General features: G+C 71.2%; 18 protein-coding genes. 10 read left to right on the forward strand and 8 right to left on the reverse strand.

All coding sequences use genetic code 11. The features are described from left to right. Positions 1–2: 2 nt before the first annotated feature. Together ABWV20_RS06380 and ABWV20_RS06385 are read left to right on the forward strand one after the other, a co-directional pair. On the forward strand, positions 3–749 hold the full coding sequence (locus ABWV20_RS06380) for a dienelactone hydrolase family protein (RefSeq protein WP_353353991.1): 747 nt from the start codon (positions 3–5) through the stop codon (positions 747–749). A gap of 156 nt (positions 750–905) precedes the next feature. Then, the gene (locus ABWV20_RS06385) at positions 906–1901 is read left to right on the forward strand and encodes a patatin-like phospholipase family protein (RefSeq protein ID WP_353353992.1); all 996 of its coding nucleotides are present in this window, start codon (positions 906–908) and stop codon (positions 1899–1901) included. 8 nt (positions 1902–1909) lie between these two features. Here ABWV20_RS06385 and ABWV20_RS06390 read toward each other — a convergent pair whose 3' ends face one another. Continuing rightward, positions 1910–3100 carry a 6-phosphofructokinase gene (locus ABWV20_RS06390; RefSeq protein ID WP_353353993.1) on the reverse strand — a complete coding sequence of 397 codons (1191 nt, stop codon included), beginning with the start codon at positions 3098–3100 and terminating at the stop codon, positions 1910–1912. A gap of 158 nt (positions 3101–3258) precedes the next feature. Here ABWV20_RS06390 and ABWV20_RS06395 point away from each other — a divergent pair, with 158 nt between their 5' ends. Further along, positions 3259–4116: an arylamine N-acetyltransferase family protein gene (locus tag ABWV20_RS06395; RefSeq protein WP_353353994.1), complete on the forward strand. Its 858-nt coding sequence runs from the start codon at positions 3259–3261 to the stop codon at positions 4114–4116. A gap of 30 nt (positions 4117–4146) precedes the next feature. On the opposite strand, the gene idi is transcribed toward ABWV20_RS06395, so the two are convergent. The 4 genes from idi to ABWV20_RS06415 form a co-directional block, all read right to left on the reverse strand. Further along, positions 4147–4764: an isopentenyl-diphosphate Delta-isomerase gene (gene idi, locus ABWV20_RS06400; RefSeq protein ID WP_353353995.1), complete on the reverse strand. Its 618-nt coding sequence runs from the start codon at positions 4762–4764 to the stop codon at positions 4147–4149. Then, positions 4761–5864, reverse strand: a complete 1104-nt coding sequence (locus ABWV20_RS06405; protein WP_353353996.1) for an NAD(P)/FAD-dependent oxidoreductase — start codon at positions 5862–5864, stop codon at positions 4761–4763. Before ABWV20_RS06405 ends, idi begins: the two co-directional genes overlap by 4 nt. Continuing rightward, positions 5861–6400: an isoprenylcysteine carboxyl methyltransferase family protein gene (locus ABWV20_RS06410; protein ID WP_353353997.1), complete on the reverse strand. Its 540-nt coding sequence runs from the start codon at positions 6398–6400 to the stop codon at positions 5861–5863. The genes ABWV20_RS06405 and ABWV20_RS06410 overlap by 4 nt, the downstream gene beginning before the upstream one ends. 3 nt (positions 6401–6403) lie before the next feature. Then, on the reverse strand, positions 6404–7486 hold the full coding sequence (locus tag ABWV20_RS06415) for a type III polyketide synthase (RefSeq protein WP_353353998.1): 1083 nt from the start codon (positions 7484–7486) through the stop codon (positions 6404–6406). Positions 7487–7562: 76 nt separating this feature from the next. On the opposite strand from ABWV20_RS06415, the gene ABWV20_RS06420 reads away from it, so the two are divergent. From ABWV20_RS06420 to ABWV20_RS06430, 3 genes are all read left to right on the forward strand, one after another. Further along, entirely contained in the window at positions 7563–8375 is an 813-nt protein-coding gene (locus ABWV20_RS06420) for a UbiA family prenyltransferase (RefSeq protein ID WP_353353999.1), read from the forward strand. Positions 8376–8543: 168 nt separating this feature from the next. After that, complete coding sequence (locus tag ABWV20_RS06425; protein ID WP_353354000.1) at positions 8544–10724, forward strand: ATP-dependent DNA ligase; 2181 nt, start codon at positions 8544–8546, stop codon at positions 10722–10724. A 176-nt stretch (positions 10725–10900) separates the two neighbouring features. Next, positions 10901–13201 (forward strand): FG-GAP-like repeat-containing protein, encoded by a 2301-nt coding sequence (locus ABWV20_RS06430; protein WP_353354001.1) that lies wholly within the window; start codon positions 10901–10903, stop codon positions 13199–13201. Positions 13202–13213: 12 nt separating this feature from the next. On the opposite strand, the gene ABWV20_RS06435 is transcribed toward ABWV20_RS06430, so the two are convergent. Continuing rightward, on the reverse strand, positions 13214–13990 hold the full coding sequence (locus ABWV20_RS06435; RefSeq protein WP_353354002.1) for an inositol monophosphatase family protein: 777 nt from the start codon (positions 13988–13990) through the stop codon (positions 13214–13216). Between the two features lie 98 nt (positions 13991–14088). Next, positions 14089–14709 carry a TetR/AcrR family transcriptional regulator gene (locus ABWV20_RS06440; protein ID WP_353354003.1) on the reverse strand — a complete coding sequence of 207 codons (621 nt, stop codon included), beginning with the start codon at positions 14707–14709 and terminating at the stop codon, positions 14089–14091. A 99-nt stretch (positions 14710–14808) separates the two neighbouring features. Here ABWV20_RS06440 and ABWV20_RS06445 point away from each other — a divergent pair, with 99 nt between their 5' ends. From ABWV20_RS06445 to ABWV20_RS06455, 3 genes are all read left to right on the forward strand, one after another. Continuing rightward, positions 14809–15987, forward strand: a complete 1179-nt coding sequence (locus ABWV20_RS06445; RefSeq protein WP_353354004.1) for an acyl-CoA dehydrogenase family protein — start codon at positions 14809–14811, stop codon at positions 15985–15987. A gap of 90 nt (positions 15988–16077) precedes the next feature. Continuing rightward, positions 16078–16440 (forward strand): antitoxin, encoded by a 363-nt coding sequence (locus ABWV20_RS06450; protein WP_353354005.1) that lies wholly within the window; start codon positions 16078–16080, stop codon positions 16438–16440. A 242-nt stretch (positions 16441–16682) separates the two neighbouring features. Then, a complete protein-coding gene (locus tag ABWV20_RS06455) occupies positions 16683–17612 on the forward strand; it encodes a serine/threonine-protein kinase (RefSeq protein WP_353354006.1) in 930 nt (309 codons plus the stop codon). Positions 17613–17705: 93 nt separating this feature from the next. Here the strand turns inward: ABWV20_RS06455 and ABWV20_RS06460 are convergent, their stop codons facing one another. Next, positions 17706–18968 (reverse strand): PucR family transcriptional regulator, encoded by a 1263-nt coding sequence (locus ABWV20_RS06460; protein ID WP_353354007.1) that lies wholly within the window; start codon positions 18966–18968, stop codon positions 17706–17708. 272 nt (positions 18969–19240) lie between these two features. Here ABWV20_RS06460 and ABWV20_RS06465 point away from each other — a divergent pair, with 272 nt between their 5' ends. Continuing rightward, on the forward strand, positions 19241–19579 hold the full coding sequence (locus ABWV20_RS06465; protein WP_353354008.1) for a YciI family protein: 339 nt from the start codon (positions 19241–19243) through the stop codon (positions 19577–19579). Positions 19580–19622: the final 43 nt, after the last annotated feature.

Consider the following 19622-nt stretch of genomic DNA (forward strand, 5'->3'; position numbering starts at 1 on the left):
TGATGCTCGAGGTCGCAGCCGCTGACGGGACGGCCGAGGCCTGGCTCGCCAGGCCGACGGCCCTCCCCGAGGACGCGCCATTGCCCGGAGTCCTGCTGTTCATGGACGCCCTCGGCCTGCGCCCGCGGATCTTCGACATGGCCGACCGGATCGCGTCCTGGGGGTACGTCGTCCTCGCACCCAACGTCTTCTACCGCAACGGCACCGCGGCGGAGACCTCGACCGACCGACCTCTCGACTCGGAAGAGGCACGTCGGGCCTTCTTCGCGGTCGCCTCCCGGCGCATCTCCGCCCTGACGACGAAGCTCGCCCTGCGCGACATCACCAGCTACGTCGAGGCGCTGACGTCGCGCCCGGAGGTGACGACACCGATCGGGGTGGTCGGCTACTGCATGGGCGCACGGCTCGCGGTCCGGGCGGCCAACGCGCACCCTGACGTCGTCGCCGCCTGCGGCGGCTTCCACGGCGGTGGCCTGGCGAGCGATGCCGCAGACAGCCCCCACCTGGGCCTCCCGGCCGCACGGGCCGAGTTCCTCTTCGGGCACGCTGACCACGACACGTCGATGAACGCCGAGGCCGTCGTCCGCCTCGACGAAGCGCTGCGGTCAGCCGGTCTCACCGCGACCAACGAGATCTACGAGGGGGCAGCGCACGGCTACACGATGGCCGACACCTCGGTGTACGACGACGCGGCCACCGAGCGCCACTTCACCGCACTCAGGGAGCTGTTCGACCGGACTCTTCGCTGAGCCAGACACCGTCGCGCATGAGGTCCCGGCCGGCGAGCTCGTTCTCCTCACGCCAGGCCTGCACCCGAGTCGGCCGCACCCGGAAGTAGGGATAGCGCGACCGGACGGTTCGACACCCTGGGTGGGTGGCTGGGGACGCGAGCTAGGCTCGGTGAGGTGGCGGACGGCATGCGGGCATCGGTGGTCCTCGGATCCGGCGGGGCGCGAGGCTACGCCCACATCGGGGCGCTCCAGGTGCTCGACGAGCGAGGCTTCGAGGTCGTCGCCCTCGCCGGGACGTCGATGGGGGCCCTCGTCGGCGGGGTGGCGGCGGCCGGTCGGCTCGACGAGTACACCGAGTGGTCGCTCTCCCTGACGCAGCGCGAGCTGTTCCGCCTGCTCGACTTCACCCTGTCTGCACCCGGTGGGGCCATCAGGGCCGAGCGGATCATCGGGAAGGTGGGCGAGATCCTCGGCGGTGCGACCATCGACGACCTGCCGATCCCCTACACCGCGGTGGCCACCGACCTCGCGGCCCGACGCGAGGTATGGTTCCAGCACGGCCCGGTCGTGCAGGCGATCCGTGCCTCCATCGCCATCCCCGGGGTCATCACTCCCATCGTCATCAACGGCCGCACCCTCGTCGACGGCGGCCTGCTGAACCCGCTGCCCATCGAGCCCACCGCGGCGGTGAGCGCCGACGTGACCGTGGCCGTGAGCCTTTCCGGACCGCGCGCCACGATCGGGCACGCGACACCGGTCAAGGAGACCTCCGAGACCAGGCCGTTCGACGAGTGGACGTCCCGGCTGCGCCGCAGCACCGCCGAGGTCCTCGAGTCGGAGCGCCTTCGAGCCCTCGCCGGTCGCTTCGGTGGCGGCCATCGGCGTGAGGATGCGGCCGCGGCCGAGGAGGTGGCCGCGGCCGACGAGGTGGCGGCCGTCGAGGAGTGGGTGGTCGGCAAGGCCGAGATCGGGACCATCAACCTGCTCAACATGAGCTTCGAGACGATGAGCGCACTCATCACCCGCTACCGGATGGCGAGCAACCCGCCGGACATCCTCGTCACCGTCCCCTACAACGCCGTCAACACGCTCGACTTCCACCGGGCCGCCGAGATGATCGAGCTCGGCCGAACGCTCACGACGCAAGCCCTCGACCGAGCCGGCTTCTGAGACGAAGGTCAGTCGCTCGTCATGATGAACAACGGTGCGCCGTCGAACTCGTAGATCGGCCGGAGCCGGTCCCGGCTGTAGTACTTGTCCACCGCGACCACCTTCTTCTCCGACGTCACGCTCTCGATGGGCACGCTGTCGTAGAACCCACGATGGATGCTCACGAGGCGGCCGAACTGCTTCCTGAGGATCAGGTCGAGGGCGAGGTTGCCGAATGCCATCGGCACGATCGAGTCCAGGGCATCGGGATCGCCGGAACGCACGAGGTATCCGAGCCTCTGGTTGACCACGTCGATCCGCCTGCCGTTGTTGTAGCGCGGCGAGTACTCCTTCAGGGCCGACGCGACCTTGTCGCCGATGCCGCCGAGCTTGCGGTGCCCGAACATGTCGGTCTCCTCGCTCTCGAAGCTCATTCCCTCGTGCGAGGTCAGGTTCGCGCCCTCCGAGACGAGCACCACCGAGTACCTGCTCGGGTTCCGGTTGTGGTCGTAGACGAGCAGCTCGGTGAGGTGCTCGACGTCCACCGAATGCTCGGGAATGAGGCAGCGGTCGGCTGCACCGGCCATCGTGGGTAGCAGCGCGGTGAAGCCGGCATACCTGCCGAAGACCTCGATGACGAGGAACCGTTCGTGTGACCCCGCGGTGGTCCGTAGCCGGTGGGTCAGCTCGATGGTGCGGGTGACGCAGGTGCTGAACCCGATGCAGTAGTCGGTCCCGTAGACGTCGTTGTCCATCGTCTTCGGGATGGCGACGACGTTCACTCCCTCGTCGTGCAACCGCTTGCCATAGCTGAGCGTGTCGTCGCCACCGATCGGGATGAGGACGTCGACGCCGATGTGCTCGAGGTTCCGGAGGACGTCCGTGGTCACGTCGTTGACCGGATCCGGGTATCCGCTCAGATGCGCCGGCACCCGCTCTCGTGGCAGCTGGCTCGGCTGGGTGCGCGACGTGTGCAGGAAGGTGCCGCCCGTCCGTCCGGCGCGGTTGACGATGGCCTCCGTGAGCTCCTGCACGCTGTTGGAGTTGTCGGCGCCCGCCTCGCGGCTGTAGTCCACCAGCCCCGCCCAGCCCCGGCGGATGCCCACCACACGATGACCTTCGCGGAGCGCGCGAATGGTGATGGCGCGGATGGCCGGGTTGAGCCCCGGGACGTCGCCGCCGCCGGTGAGGATCGCGATCGTCAGCTTGTCGCTCGCCATGCCTTCGAAACTACCGCCACCCGGCGGCGTTTCGAGGCGTGTGCGCCACCGACACCACGCAGGCGTCGCTCAGCCTCTCCGTCACGGTGGGGGGAGCGGGGGGTGGCCGGGCCACGCACCCTTGACCTCAAGGGCGGTTGAGCTCGCAGGATGGTGACGTGAACGCCCTCCACGCCCAGCCCAACGTCCAGCCGGCGCTGGCACCCGGGGACTCAGCGGCGTACCTCTCCCGTCTCGGGGCGCCCGCCCCCGCTGAACCCACGCTCGACGCGCTGGCTGAGCTCCACCGGGCGCACCTCGCGCGAGTCCCCTTCGAGAACCTCGACATCGCCCTCGGCCGTCCCATCCGGATCGATCCCGACAGCCTCGTGGAGAAGGTCCTCCGGGCCGGCCGAGGGGGGTACTGCTACGAGCTGAACGGTCTCTTCGCGTTGTTGCTCAGAAGCGTGGGGTATGCCGCTGAGCTCCTCAGTGCCCGAGTCACCACGGCGGGTGGCGGGCTCACCGAGGACTTCGACCACCTCGCGCTCCTCGTGACCTCTCCTCTCGTGTCACATCCCCAGCTCGTGGACGTCGGCTTCGGCGATGCGTTCACCGAGCCCCTACCTCTCGAGGACGGGTTCAGCCGGCAGGAGGCAGGAAAGTCCGTCGGCCTGGCGCGGGCCGACGACGGCTCATGGGCCTACTGCGAGGACCACGGCAGCGGCTGGGAGTCGCAGTACCTCTTCACGACGACGCCGCGGCGCATGGCGGACTTCGAGGAGCGCAACCGGTGGCAGCAGTCGTCTCCGCGAAGCCACTTCACGCAGAAGCGAGTCGCGTCGCGCCTGACGGAGACGGGTCGGGTCACCCTGACGCTCTCGGGCGGCCGAGCGCGGATCCTCGAGACCACCCGCGGAGCGACGCCCGAGCGGAGCGAGCGACCCGTGGGCGCAGCGGAGGTCGGGACGGTGCTCGACGATGTCTTCGGCATCAGGCTCACGGAAGCGGAGATCCGCCGGCTCGCTGCCGCCTGAGTGCTCAGCTGTGAGCCGCCGCCTGAGTGCTCAGCTGTGAGCCAGGGCGGGAGGCAGCCGCGCGGGGTCAGCGGTTGGCCACGTCTCCGGATGTGGACCGAGCCGCTCCAGCTCCTCCACCTGCTCGCGCGACCACGCGGAGACCGCGCGGCGACCGGACAGCACGTCGGCGACGAAGCCCCGCCAGTCCACCCACACCGTGCCGGCGACCTCGTCCCGGTCCGGTGTCGGCTCGCCGTCGACGTGGCCCGCGAGCACCGGGCAGAGCTCCCACTCGACGACGCCCTCCATCTCCGCGCGGTAGGCGAAGCGCGGGAGGACGAGCCGGAGGTCGCGCACCTCGAGGCCGAGCTCTGTGGCCACTCGCCGGCGCACGGCGTCCTCGAGCCGCTCGCCGGGGCCGGGGTGGCCGCAGGCGGAGTTCGTCCAGACACTGGGGAACGTCGCCTTGTCGTGGGCCCGTTGGGTGAGCAGCAGCTGGCCGCGGTCGTTGAAGAGGTAGGCGGAGAAGGCGAGATGCAGCGGCGTCTCAGCGCCGTGGACGGTGGCCTTGGGCGCGGTGCCGATGGCGCGGCCGTCCGGGGACAGGAGGACGACGAGCTCCTCGGCCCTCTCAGGGGCAGGACCGGGCGTGTTCGGGTCGGTCATGGGACGGGCCTCGCGAGCTCGTTGACGGCCGCCCGGAAGGCGGACGGCAGGGCGGCCGCCGCCGGCACGAGGAGCCGCCGCCCGAGTGCCGGGCGGGTCACCTGCACGAGGCTGCGCGTCATCAGGGCATAGCGGCGGGTGGCCGNNCGGGTGGCCGCCCGCCACGAACGCTCGTAGGACTGGGGGTCCGCCGCGGCGATCGCAGCCACTGCCGCCCGCGCGTGGGCGAGCCCCAGCGAGATGCCCTCGCCGGTCAGGGCGTCGACGTAGCCACTCGCGTCCCCCGCGAGGAGGACCCGACCGGCCACGCGCCGGGTCGTCCGCTGGTGCAACGGCCCCGCACCCCTCAGCGACGTGACGACCTGCGCGTCCTCGAGCCGGCTTAGCAGCTCCGGGAACCCCGCGAGCGGGTCCCTGCCGACCGGCCTGTGGTGGCTGAGGATGGCGACCCCGACGAGGTCCTCGGCCACGGGCGTCACATAGGCCTCCGCGTCCGGCCCCCAGTGCACCTCGACATGGTCACTCCAGGGGCGGACCGCGTAGTGCTGGCGCAGGCCGTAACGCTTACCCGGCTGATGGCCGGGGCTGACGGCACGGTCGAGCCCCAGGTAGCGGCGGGTCGGGGAGTGCAGGCCGTCCGCCGCGACGACCCAGGGCGCTCGCAGGCTCGGTCCGGGTGAGCCGGCCGCCTCGGTGACGACCGTGGCACCACGGTCGTCCTGTTGGAGCCCCGCTGCGGCGTAGTGGAGGACGCGGACTCCGGCTGCCGCGACGGCGTCCAGCAGGGCTCCGTGGAGGACGGTGCGGCGGATCCCGCGCCCGGGGCCGGCCCGGAAGTCCGCCTCCGCCGCCCGACCGCCGGCGAGGTAGCGGATCCCGCGGAGCTCGTGGCCCGGCGGGTCCACGCCGAGATCGTTGAGCGCCTGCAGCCCCCCGGGCATCAGGCCCTCACCGCACGCCTTGTCGATGACCCCGCTTCGCGGTTCGAGCACGAGGGGGGTCAGGCCGCGCCTCGTCGCGTACAACGCCGTGGCGAGCCCGACGGGTCCCCCGCCGATGACGATGAGGTCGGCGTCGTCCACCTCGACCACCCCGCTCACGGTGTCACCGCGAGCTCGCGGAGGGCGGCGTTCTCGACCCGGACCCGCTCGGTGAGCAGGGCGGCGTTGGCTGCGGTGAAGACGACGGCAGTGACCCAGGCGCTGTGCACCAGCGGCAGCGCCGCCCCTTCCGCGACGACCGCCACGTAGTTCGGGTGGGGCAGGAGGCGATAGGGCCCGCGCCGGACGAGCGGCATCCCCGGGACGACGATGACCCGGGTGTTCCACTGGGTGCCCAGGGTGGCGATGCACCACCAGCGCAGGGCCTGGGACGCGACGACCACGCCGAGCATGAGCCAGCCGAGGGCCGGGACGAAGGGCCGGTCCGCCAGCCAGACCTCGGCCACCGCGCCGACGAGCAGGCCCGAGTGGAGCGCCACCATGAGCGGGTAGTGGCCCTGGCCACGCTCGACGCCTCCGTGGGCGAACGCCCAGGCGGCATGGCGTTTCGACACGACGAGCTCGGCGAGCCGCTCGAGCCCGACGAGCAGGACGAGCCCGGTGAAGAGCCACTGCGACAGGTCGTCCACACTCATCCCTCAGTCCGCCGTGCGGAGGAGCACGAGCTCGAGGCAGAAGCCGGGCCCCATCGCGAGGAGCACACCCCAGCTGCCCGGGGCCGGCGTGTGGTCACGGAGGGTGTCGGCCAGGACGTGCAGCACCGACGCCGAGCTGAGGTTGCCGATCCGGTCGAGCGAGCGCCACGTGACGCCCAGGGCCTCGCGCTCCACCTCGAGCGCCTCCTCCATCGCCTCCAGGACCTTCGGCCCACCGGGGTGGGCGACCCACCAGCCGATGTCGGCGCGGCTCAGACCCTGGTCGGCGAGGAAGCGGTCGACGTCACCGCGGACGTGGCCTCGGACGAGGTCGGGCACCTCCGCACCGAGGACGATGCGCAGGCCCGTCGCACCCACGTCCCAGCCCATGGCTCGCTCGGTGTCGGCATAGAGCCGGCTGCGCGTGGCGACGACCTGCGGCTGACCGGCGGCCAGGCCGGGACCGTGCTCCGCGGCACGGCCTGCTCCGACCATGACGACCGCGGCGGCCCCGTCCCCGAAGAGGCCGCTGGCCACGAGGTTGGCGACCGACGAGTCGTCCCGCTGCACGGTCAGGCTGCACAGCTCGACCGACAGGAGCACGGCGACCTCGTCCGGGTGCCCGAGCAGGTAGTCGTGGGCCCGTGCGATGCCTGCCGCACCGGCGACGCAGCCGAGGCCGACGAGCGGGATCCGCTTGACGTCGTCACGCAGGCCGATCTCACCCGCGATGCGCGCCTCGATCGACGGCACGGCGAGGCCGGTGATCGTCGTGGACACGATGAGGTCGACGTCCCGCGGGCCGAGGCCGGCGGCCGCGAGCGCCTTGGTCACCGCGGTGCCCCCGAGGTCCGTCGCGACGCGGATGAACTCGTCGTTGGCCTCCCCGAAGTCGGCGAGCTGCCAGTAGCGCTCGAGCGGGAGGGCGAGGTGGCGCTGGCTGACGCCCGCATTGGCATGGAACCGCTCGAGCATCGCCCGGTCCGACCCCGTCGAGCCGAGGACGTCGGCGAAGGCCGCGGTGATCTCGCTCTGCACGTAGGTGTGCTCCGGGAGGACTCCCTGGACGGCCGCGAGGTGGGTCATCGGGTCAGCCTAAGCGGAGATGCTGGGATCGCCCCGTCGTGGCGGGGGTGTGCTGCCACGCCTCTAGGCTCGACCCGTGTCGATCACTGGCGTGACCCGCGGCCTCACGCTGGCCTGCCACCCCGGGCCGACCCTCGCGGTGACGACCTTCACGGCCCTGCTGGCCGCCTCCGCGGGGCACACCCCCGCGCGCGGCGCCCTGGTCACGTCAGCGGTGCTGGCCGGCCAGCTCTCCATCGGGTGGTCCAACGACCTCGTCGACGCTGCACGCGACCGGGCCGTCAACCGCTCGGACAAGCCCGTCGCCCGTGGCGACGTGTCGGAGGGAACCGTCCGCGCCGCGACAGCGGTTGCCCTCGTCGCCTGCATCGTCCTGTCGCTGGCCTGCGGGATCGCCTCCGCGACGGTGCACCTGCTGCTCGGTGTGGCGTCCGGGTGGGCCTACAACCTGTGGTTCAAGAGGACGGTGGTGTCGCCGCTTCCCTACGCTGTCGCGTTCGCCGCCCTGCCGGCCGTGGTGACGCTCGCCCTCCCGGACCCCGTGTGGCCGGATGGCTGGGTCATGCTCACCGGCGCCCTGCTCGGGACCGGGGCCCATCTGCTCAACGCCCTGCCCGACCTCGCGGATGACGAGGCGACCGGGGTCCGTGGCCTCCCCCACCGACTCGGTCCTGTCGTGGTGCGATGGCTGGCTCCCGCTGTCCTGCTCGCCGCATCGGTGGTCGCCGCCCTCGGTCGCGGCTTCGACCTTCCGGGCGTCGCACTGCTGGGCGTCTGCGTGGTGCTCGCCGCCGTGGCGGTGCAGGGCCGGGGCAAGGTGCCCTTCGTCGCAGCCGTCGGTATCGCACTGGCCAACGTCGTCAGCCTGGTGGTGCGCCAGACCCCCTGAGGCGCCACCGTCCCCGTCGAGTGTGCAGTTGATGCCGTATGCCGCTGGGCTCAGTCGCCATCGGGTGCGCAGCCGGTGCCGGGCAGGTTCTGCACACTCGACCGAGTGGGCGGGAGGACGCGGACGTCGCTTCCGCTCGGTGTCAGCTCAGCGGCATACGATCGACCGGTGAGCGCCAAGCCAGCGGTGATCGAGGTCCCCGGTCCAGACGGCACCGTCCGAGACGTGCGGATCTCGAGCCCGGACCGGGTGCTCTGGCCCGCGTCCGGGATGGCGGACGGCAGGCCCGTCACCAAGCTTGACCTCGCCAGCTACATTCTCGCCGTGGGTGATCCGCTGCTGCGGGCACTCGGCGACCGCCCGGTGACCCTGCAGCGGTTCCCGGAGGGGATCGAGGGCGAGGAGTTCTTCAGCAAGAACCCGCCCAAGGGGGTCCCCGACTTCACCCGCACCGTGATGTGCACCTACCCGTCGGGTCGCCGGCACCTGCAGCTGGTCATCGACGAGGTGGCGAGCGCGATGTGGGCCGTGCAGATGAACGCGATCACCTTCCACCCGTGGCCAGTTCGCACGGCCGACGTCGACAACCCCGACGAGCTGCGCATCGACCTCGACCCGCAGCCCGGCCGCGACTTCCGCGACGCGGTCGAGGCGGCCCTCGCCCTGCGCGAGGTGATGGGCGAGATCGGGCTGACCGCGTGGGCCAAGACGTCGGGCAATCGCGGCGTCCACGTCTACGCGCGCGTCGCGCCGACCCACGAGTTCCTCGACGTCAGGCACGGCGTCATCGGCATCGCCCGCGAGCTCGAGCGACGGCTCCCTGACCTCGTCACCACCTCGTGGTGGAAGGAGGAGCGCGGCGAGCGGGTCTTCGTCGACTTCAACCAGGCGTGCAGAGACCGGACCATCGCCTCCGCCTACTCCCCTCGTCCGCTTCCCGGCGCGCCCGTCTCCACGCCGGTCACGTGGGACGAGCTGCGCGACGTCGATCCCAAGCAGCTCACGGTGCGCACCGTGCCGGGACTCGTGGCTGAGCGCGGGGACGCCTGGGCGGGCATCGATTCCGCAGTGGGCGACGTCGCCGCGGCCCTGGCCCTGTGGGACGCCGACGTGGCCCGCGGCCTCGGCGAGCTCAACTTCCCGCCCGACTACCCGAAGATGCCCGGCGAGCCCCCGCGGGTCCAGCCGAGCAAGCGGCGCCAGGACAAGGCGGACGCCGACTACATGGCGCCCAAGGCCGACCGCGACGCCGAGCTGCGCGCTTTGTGGGGGGCGGTCGTGCCGCCCTTCCCGCCGATGCTGGCCAAGGCGGTCAAGGACTTCGGCGCCGTCAAGGGCGAGGTGGTGTACGAGCCGAAGTGGGACGGCTTCCGCTCGATCATCTTCCGCTCCGGCGACGAGGTCGAGATCGGCAGCCGCAACGAGAAGCCGATGACCCGCTACTTCCCCGAGATCGTCGAGGCCGTCAAGGCCAACTTCCCCGAGCGCGCGGTCATCGACGGCGAGATCATCCTCATCGACCCGGCTGAGGGCAACCGGCTCGACTTCGAGCTGCTCCAGCAGCGCATCCATCCCGCGGCGTCGCGGGTCCGCAAGCTCGCAGCGGAGACGCCGGCGAGCTTCGTCGCGTTCGACCTGCTGGCCCTCGGCGACGAGGACTACACGGGAAGACCCTTCAGCGAGCGCCGGGCTGCCCTGGAGCAGGCCCTCGCCCGGGCCGCGGCCCCGATCCACCTCACAGCCATGACCGCGGATCGGGCCGTCGCCGAGGGCTGGTTCGACCAGTTCGAGGGAGCCGGTCTCGACGGCGTCATCGCCAAGCCGGTCGACGTCCGCTACGAGCCCGACAAACGGCTCATGTTCAAGATCAAGCACGAGCGGACGGCCGACTGCGTCGTGGCCGGCTACCGCACCCACAAGACGGACGCCAGGGCGATCGGGTCCCTGCTGCTCGGGCTCTACGACGGCGACGGCAACCTCGCCAGCGTCGGGGTCATCGGCGCCCTGCCGATGGCGCGGCGGCGTGAGCTCTTCGAGGAGCTCCAACCGCTGGTGGCCGAGTGGGACGACCACCCGTGGAACTGGGCCAAGCCCGAGGAGGGAGTCCGCACGCCGCGCTCGTCCGAGTACTCCCGGTGGAACAACCAGAAGGACCTCTCCTTCACCCCGCTTCGCCCCGAGCGGGTCGTCGAGGTCCGCTACGACCACATGGAGGGCACCCGCTTCCGGCACACGGCCCAGTTCGTCCGGTGGCGGCCCGACCGCAGCCCTGAGTCGTGCACCTTCGAGCAGCTCGAGGAGCCGGTCAGCTACGACCTGGCGGACGTCCTGTCCGCCGGCCGCGACTGAGCAACCGCCTTGGGTCTCCTTCGAGCGGAAGGGGACTCAGCGGCATACGACCCTTCCGTATGCCGCTGGGCCGGCTCCCCGTCGGGGGCTCCCCTGCGGCTGGGTCTTCGACGCGCACGATGGACGGCCGAGCCCTAGGATTCGCTCGTCGACTCGACCAGTCAGGGGAAACTTCCGTGCCATTCGCCCACCGCGCCCGCACCCACCTCGCCGCCATCCTCACCGTCGCCCTGGGGGTGACCCTGCTGAGCGCCACCGGGCCCCGCGCCGAGGCCGCGGACACGACGGCACCCTTGCTGACGTCCCTGACCCGCACGTCCGCGGCGACGGTCGCATCGCCCGGCACGGTGACCTACGCCTACGAGGCGACCGAGGACTCCGCGACCCTCAGCGGCATCTTCGTCGGCTACCGGGACTCGAGCGGAAGGGTCTCCTACATCGACCTCGGGCAGGGGCTCTCCCCCGCCGGCACCATCGAGGCGGCGCTGACCGGCGGCCTGCCCAACGAGTCCCTCACGGCCACGTCCGCCTGGGTCTTCGACGCCGCCGGGAACTACGCCCACTACTACCGGGACAGGCCGCCCTACTGCAGCTACTGCTCCACTCCGCCCCCCGATCTGGACCTCACCGCGCTGGACCTGGTCGTCGGGGGCTCAACCGAGGACCAGGCCGTGCCGATCCTCTCGAGCATCACCGTGCCCACCACGACCGTCGCAGTCGGTGAGGTCGCGCGGGCCACGTTCACCCTCGCCGAGGAGCACCCCGCGGGTCGGTTACCCCGTTCGTCCACGTATGCACGCTTCGCCAACGGCGGTGGCGCGAGCTTCCACGTCTCCCTGTCCGAACTCCCAGACGGCTCCTTGAGTGGCACCGTGCCGACGACGGTGCCCAACGGAACGTATCGGCTGCAGTTCTTCCACACGCGAGACGCCGTGGGCAACCAAGCCAGGTACGAGGCCGACGGTTCCGTGACGCGCACCCCGTCCGGCGCGACCGGTCCATCGACCCACAACTTCGCGTTTGCCGACCTGACGATCACGGTCACCGGCTCGACCGTCGACGCCACGCCTCCGACCTTCACCACACTCACCTACCCACAGCAGTACCTGCCAGCGGGTGGGTCGGGAACGATCTCCTACCAGGCCTCCGACAACCGAGCTGTGACGGCGCTCGACGTCGACTACACCGCCGGCAACGTGTCCATGTCACCAGAAGGCTGGACCCTGCATGCCCTGCCGAGCGCAGCCACTCCCGGAACGGCGACGGGGCCGGTCCCCGAGGTCAGCGCGGGAACGTGGAACGCCACGTCGGTCACCGTGTACGACCAAGCGGGCAACTGGAGCCGCTACGACTCCTCAGGGCGCGTGCTGTGCAACGTCCCTTGCCCCGCAACCCACACGGTCGACCTGGCGGCCATGGCGGCCACGGTCGTCGCTCCCCCGGAGACGGCCTCCGCGTGGGCAAGCCCACGAGCGCAGGCAGCTCGCCTGCAGTGGGACCACTTCCCCTCCGACGCCCTCGCTCCCGTCACCGGGTACACCGTCACCGTCAGCCCCGGCGGCAAGACCTACACGGCATCCGCGACGGCCCGCTCGCTGGTCATCGGCGACCTCGCGAACGACGTGCGCCACACCTTCTACGTCCGCGCGAGGAACGCCGTGGGCACCAGCGCGGCGGTCCGGACCACGGCGATCCCGCGCAAGGCGATCCGGCTGGCCGGAGTCAACGACACCAACGACGACGGACGACGGGACGTCGTCGGCGTCTCCCGGAGTGCCACGGCATACCTCTACCGGGGCAGCGGCACGGGCACCATCACGTATCCGGGCCTCACGGTGAGCAGTGGCCAGTGGGGCATCCGCAGCGTCCTCGGACATTCCCTCACCGCGCCCGGAGGCGCCAGTGAGCCGATCTGGGCCGTCACCTACGACGGGAACCTCCGGATGTACTGGACGGTGGACGGGGGGAGGTGGCGGCTGGCGTGGTCGCACGCCGCGTCAGGGCTCGGCAGCTTCCGCCACGTCATCGCGCCCGGCGACTTCACCGGCGACGGTCTGCCCGACCTCCTCACCGTCAGCGACGGCGGCTACCTCTACATCCAGACGGGTCGCCGCTCCGGAGCCACCCCGTTCTGGAGTCGCAAGCGGATCAACGGCGGCTGGGGATCCTTCACCCACATCACCGGCGCCGGCGACGTGAACGGCGACCGCCGCAACGACCTGCTCGCGCGGAAGTCGGACGGCACTCTCTGGCTCTACCCCGGCAACGGCAGGGGCGGCTTCGGCACCGCCAAGCGGGTCGGCTCGGGGTGGAACATCTACCACTCCTTCTCCGGCGTCGGCGACTTCAACCGTGACGGCCGAGCTGACCTCCTGGCGGTGACCCCGGGCGGCACCCTCTATCTCTACAAGGGCACCGGCACGGGCGGCTTCACCACCCGCAGCCATCTCGGGACGGGGTTCTCGACGTTCCTCTGACCCGCCGGCCGGTCAGTCGCCGGCGACGGCTCGCCAGACGATGTCGTATGCCGCTGGGCTCGCTGCGGCGACCAGGCCGGGGGCCGCGATGTCGCTGGCGAGATAGGGGCGCCCGTCGGTGCGGCCGACGGCGCCCCCGGCCTCCCGGACGAGCAGCGAGCCGGGCACGTGGTCCCACGGCCGCGTCGAGCCGTAGAGGATGTAGTCGGTCTCGCCCTCGACGAGCTTGGGATAGTCGATGCCGCACGACACCCACGTCAGCGTCAACGGGGCGAGCTCGCCGAAGGCCCTGCCGATCCAGGCGCGCCGTGACGTGCGCCCCGCCAGCGCGTCCTTGGACGGGGCCGCCCGGTGGAGCCGCTCGCCGTTGCGATAGGCGCCTGCTCCGCGCTCGGCGACGTAGGCGAGACCGTGCTGCGGCTGCCAGATCCAGGCCCTGACCCCTTCGCCGTTGCGGACCTCGCTGACCATGACCGCGTGGTCCGGTGAGCCGTGGACGAAGTTCTTCGTCCCGTCGACGGGGTCGACGGTGAACGCGTGGGTGGCCGCCGCGTAGGCCTCGAGGAGCAGTCCCTCGGCGGCGTGGGCCTCCTCGCCGAGGATGAGGGCGTCCGGGTAGGCGGCGTTGAGGGCCTGGGTGATGAGCACCTCCGCCTCGTGGTCCGCCACGGTGACGAGGTCGCCCGGGTTCTTCTCGTGGACCTCGCCGGTCGCCAGGGCGCGGAACCGGGGGTTGATGACCTCCTCGGCCACATCCTTGAGCAGTGTCAGTACTGCGTCGGTGTCCACGGCCCCAACCTATCCGCAGTCCGGTGGACAGCCGGGCCACTCGAGCCAGCCCAGCGGCATACGGGCGGGCCGTGCGGTGGGGGCAGCCAGCGTCACTGTCACGGCGCCGGAGGGCCGGGCTCGAGGCCGCGGACGAGGCACTGGAGGCCGAGCTCGAAGCTGTCGTGGTCGATCCGGGCAGCGTCGGCGCGCAGGCGGTGGGCCTGCATCAGGTGGGGATAGCGGTCGAGGTAGATCTGCACGTCGTCGGCGAAACCGGAGGCGAACGGCGTCGACGCGGCCCCGATGACGAGGTACTTCACCGCGCCGGAGATCTCCGTCGCCCGGCGGGCCGGCCAGCCCGCGCCGACGAGCCCACCGTGGACGGCGTTGGCCATGCCGAGGAACTCGTCCCGTCGTTGGGTGCCGGACGCGATGAGGGGCACGGCGTTGGGGTGCGCGGCGAGGGCCGCGTGGTAGGACCGCGCCCAGGTGAGCAGTCCCTCGCGCCAGCCGTGCTCGAACCCGGTCGTGTCGACCTCGGCGATGAGCCGGTTGGCGACGGCGTCGAGGACGGCCTCCTTCGTCGCGTAGTGCGTGTAGAGCGAGGCGGCCTGCACGCCGAGGGCGTCCGCGAGCCGCCGCATCGAGAGTGCGGCGAGCCCATCCGAGTCGATCAGCTCGAGCGCTGCATCGCGGATGCGCTCCTTGCTGAGCAACGGGGTACGCGGTCTCGCCATGGCTTCTCCTCTTGCACGACCTAACAGTGTTAGGTTAGCATCCGAACACTGTTAGGTTTAGGTCGCGCCCGAGCGACGCCGCCCGAGACGGAGACTCCCATGGCACCCACGACGCCCGTTGCGCCGCTTCGACTGTTCGACACCGACCACCTCATCGGCGAGGAGGACCGCGCGATCCGCGATGCCGTGCGGCACTTCGTCGACACCAAGATCAAGCCCGAGGTCGGGCAGTGGTACGAGACCGGCCAGCTCCCGGTCCGCGAGCTGGCCCAGGAGCTGGGTGAGCTGGGCGTGCTCGGGATGCACCTCGACGGATATGGCTGCGCCGGCACCAGCGCCACCGCCTACGGGCTGGCCTGCATGGAGCTGGAGGCCGGGGACTCCGGCATCCGGTCCCTCGTGTCGGTGCAGGGCTCCCTCGCGATGTATGCGATCTGGAAGCACGGCTCCGAGGAGCAGAAGCAGGAGTGGCTCCCGCGGATGGCGGCGGGCCAGGCGATCGGCTGCTTCGGTCTCACCGAGCCGGACTTCGGCTCGAACCCCGCGGGCATGCGCACCAGGGGCCGCCGTGACGGCGACGACTGGATCCTCACCGGCAACAAGATGTGGATCACCAACGGGTCCGTCGCCGACGTCGCCGTGGTCTGGGCCCAGACCGAGGACCGGATCCGCGGCTTCGTCGTCCCTACCGACACGCCCGGCTTCTCCGCACCGGAGATCAAGAAGAAGCTCTCCCTCCGGGCGTCGGTCACGAGCGAGCTCGTGCTCGACGAGGTTCGCCTCCCCGCGTCGGCGGTGCTGCCCGGGGCCGGTGGCCTCTCGGGGCCGCTGTCCTGCCTCAACGAGGCGCGCTACGGCATCATCTTCGGCTCGCTCGGCGCCGCCCGCGACAGCCTCGAGACCGCCATCACCTACGCGCAGGAGCGCGACATCTTCGACCGTCCGCTCGCATCGTTCCAGCTCACGCAGGCCAAGCTCGCCGACATGGCGCTCGAGCTCGGCAAGGGGATGCTCCTCGCCCTGCACCTCGGACGGCTCAAGGACGAGGGCCGCCTCCAGTCCAACCAGGTCAGCCTCGGCAAGCTCAACAACGTCCGCGAGGCCATCGCCATCGCCCGCGAGTGCCGCACGATCCTCGGCGCCGCGGGGATCACGCTCGAGTACCCGGTCATGCGCCACGCGAACAACCTCGAGTCGGTCCTCACCTACGAGGGCACCTCCGAGGTGCACCAGCTCGTCATCGGCCAGGCCCTGACCGGCGAGGCCGCTTTCCGCTGACGCGAGGCCGCCGTCCCTGACGCGGGAACGCCGCGAGCCGCGCGGCCGTTGCACTGATCGGAAGCCCACCACAGGGGTAAGGAGACCAGGGTGACGTTCAGCGAGCAGATGAAGCAGAAGGCCGACGAGGTCAACCTCCAGGCCAAGGCGAAGGACTTCGGCGACGCCGTCGTCGAGGTCGTCAAGGCGGCGGTGGGCATCGCCGCCGGCTACGCGGCGGAGAACCGCGACAAGGTCGACGGGGTGCTCGACAAGGCGGCCCAGACCATCGACGAGCGCACCGGCGGCAAGCATGCGGACACGGTGACCAAGGTCCGCGAGCAGGTCGACAAGCGGATCAGCAAGCTCGTCGAGCAGAAGGCCGCCCCGACGTCCCCGACGGTTCCCGACGACACGCACTCCGCCTTCGACGCCGACGACGCCGACGACGCCCCGGCGGGCTCTCCGTCCTGACCGGGCGGCGCCGCAGGGTCCGGAGGACGACATCGCCCAAGCCCCACAAACCGCCCGGCCAGAGGTAGGTTCGGGACATCTGGTGTGGGTAGGAGACGGGGGTCGACAGCCCACTACCACAACCTATGGGCGTCCAAGCGACACACCAGCCGAAGCGCTCGCGTATGATTCCTGCTGACGAAGGCCCCTGAGATGTCAAACGACGCGCACCTTCAGTCCGAAAGGCCACGGGTGCCCGTGCAATGAACCGACTCCAAGAGGGATTCGTCCTCGGCGACAGATACCGGCTCGAGCAGCGCATCGCCTCCGGCGGCATGGCGGACGTCTGGGCCGGCAGCGACGACGTCCTCAAGCGCCCCGTCGCGATCAAGATCATGCGGCCCGACTCCAAGCACGAGAAGCTCTTCGCGCTGCGCTTCCGGGACGAGGCGGTCCACTCCGCGGGGCTCAACCACAACAACATCGCCACCGTCTTCGACTACGGCGAGGACGACGGTCTGGCCTACCTCGTCATGGAGCTGGTCACGGGCGAGCCGCTCTCGCTCATCCTGCGCGAGCGGGCCCCCCTTCCCGCCGCCGAGGTTCGGTCGATCATGGGTCAGGCCGCCCTGGCCCTCGCCGTCGCGCACGAGGCGCGGGTCATCCACCGGGACGTCAAGCCGGCCAACATCCTCGTCCGACCCGACGGAGTCGTGAAGCTGACCGACTTCGGAATCGCCCGCGCACTCGACGCCTCCGGTCACACGCAGCACGGCGAGATGCTCGGCACGCCCAACTACATCAGCCCTGAGCAGGCCATGGGCCTGCCCGCCACGGGGTCGAGCGACCTCTACGCCCTGGGCGTCGTCGGCCACGAGATGCTCTCCGGGTCGCGCCCCTTCGACCGCGGCACCCCGATCGCGACGGCACTCAGCCATGTCAACGAGTCGCCGCCGCCGTTGCCCGACGACGTGCCCGACGACCTCGCGCAGGTCATCAACGACTGCCTCCAGAAGAACCCTGCTGACCGCCCGCCGAACGCTGCCGCGGTCGCCGTCCGCCTCGGCCTCGGCGACCAGGAGGTCGCCGGCCTCGCGCTCGGGCTTGCCCAGGCCCTCGGCGGGGTGCCCGACGAGATGCTCCAGCCGGAGGACATCCCCACGCAGGGGATGCCCACTCCCGCCGACCACTGATCCCCCGCCCCGCCAGGGCGGAAGGACGCCGACCACGCCGTATGCCGCTGAGCCGGCTCAGCGGCATACGGCACCTTTTCCGGTCGGCCGGCTCTAGCGCGGCTGGACCGTCGGCTGCGCGGGCCAGGCGAGCAGGGCGGCTCGGATCACCATGGCCTCCTCGGACTGCGTCGCGTCGAGGCCGGTGACGTCGGCGCAACGGCGGAGGCGGTTGTCGACGCTGTTGGGATGCAGGTGCAGCAGCTGGGCGGTCCTGCGCCGGTCACGCCCGGTGTCGAGGTAGGTCCGCAGCGTGAGGAGCAGGTCCGGGCGATCCCTGAGCGGCGTCAACATCTCCTGGAGCCGCTCGCGTGCCGGGCTGGGCCGCATCAGCTGGTAGTCGATGAGCACGTCATCCAGCTCGTAGATCCCCGGCGGGCGGTGGGTCGCGAGCACGACGTCGCAGACGTCGCGGGCCAGCTTCGCCGCCTCCGGCACCTTCGGGGGTGGCGCCGCCGCCCAGCCGGTGTAGATCGGCAGGTCGATGACAGCCTGCACCTGGCGGTGAGTCAGGGCGAGCCAGACCCGGTCGTCCATGGAGAACCAGTCGGAGCCCGCCGGGTAGGGCACGAAGGCGAGCCAGCCGGAACGGGGTGACGCCCAGAGCACCGGCTCCTCGACGATGCGGGTCGCCTCGACCCGGATCCGTCGGATGGCCCGCCGCGCCGCGTCGTCGTCGTCGAGGACTCCGCGCGCGCCGAGGCTGAATGCGACGACGATGTAGGCAGGAGGCAGGCGGATGCCGGCGCGCAGGGCCGACTCGTCGGTCGCCGTGCCGCCGAGCAGGTCGGCCACCAGCGTCTGCCGCGTGGCCAGCTCCTCGCCGAGGACCGACTGCCGCTCGGTCGAGTAGCCGGTCGCGACCGCCACGGCGACAAGTCGGAGCAGGTCCAGCCCGAGCGCCTGGATGGCGATGATGGCTGCGGCGTCGTCCGGTCCGGCGAGCCGGGCGAGGTGCTCGGTGACGACGGCAGCCCCGATGTGGAAGGCCGACATCACCTCCTCCATCGGGACCCCTGCCGTGGCCCGGCGCTCGGCCGTCTGTCGAACGGGCGCGAGCATCGCCGGGTCCGGCAGCTCGCGCCGGCGGAACGCCTCGATGTAGTAGTCGACGAACCGCGTGGACATGCTGAGCACCGGGCCCTCGGGCTCCGGGGTGGTCATCCCCGCATAGCTCGGCAGCTCGGCACCGAGCCGATGCACCATCGCCGCGACGAGCTCGGCCCGGTGCTGCTCCACGACATCTCCGAGCGGCACGGCACCAAATGCCAGTCGGGACTGCCACCACGACGTCAGACCGGTCCGACTGTGATCCATCACAACCTCCCAGCGAAAAGACTAGAGCATTTCCCATTTCGCGCGGTCCGATCAGGAGAGGAACATGGGACGCACCCCACCTCGCCCGGCGATGCACTCTCGTCGCGTCCGCGGGCGTCCCTGGGGGAGCCGAAGGTGACATGCCAGTGCAGTCGGGGCTGCACCGAGGCAGGTCCGTGACCGACCTCCACCGGTCGCGGGCCCCTGCCCGGCGCCCGCGCCACTGTCGAGGGTGGGAGAATGCGGACATCGCCGACATGTGAGGGGACACGATGACGCAGTACCTCCTGGCCGTGCACCACCGAGACGGCTACCCCACCCCGGGGCCGGACGACGACCTCGACGAGGTCTACGCCGCCGTCGACCGCTTCAACGCCAAGCTCGAGAAGGCCGGCGCGTTGGTCTTCGCCGGCGGCCTCGTGCCGCCCGGCGAGGCGAAGGTTGCCGACGGCGCCACCGTGACCGATGGGCCCTTCAGCGAGGCGAAGGAGGTCCTCGGCGGCTTCTGGGTCATCGAGGCGGCGTCGCTGGACGAGGCCCTCGATCTCGCCCGCGAGGGCTCGGTCGCCTGCGCCAACCCCGTCGAGGTCCGGGCGTTCCAGTCCGGCTGACGGCGCCGAGCCGACGCAGGCTCTCGATCGGGGCCGCGGCAAC

The sequence above is a fragment of the Intrasporangium sp. DVR genome, assembly GCF_040365325.1.
In the GTDB taxonomy this organism is placed as follows: Bacteria; Actinomycetota; Actinomycetes; order Actinomycetales; family Dermatophilaceae; genus Intrasporangium.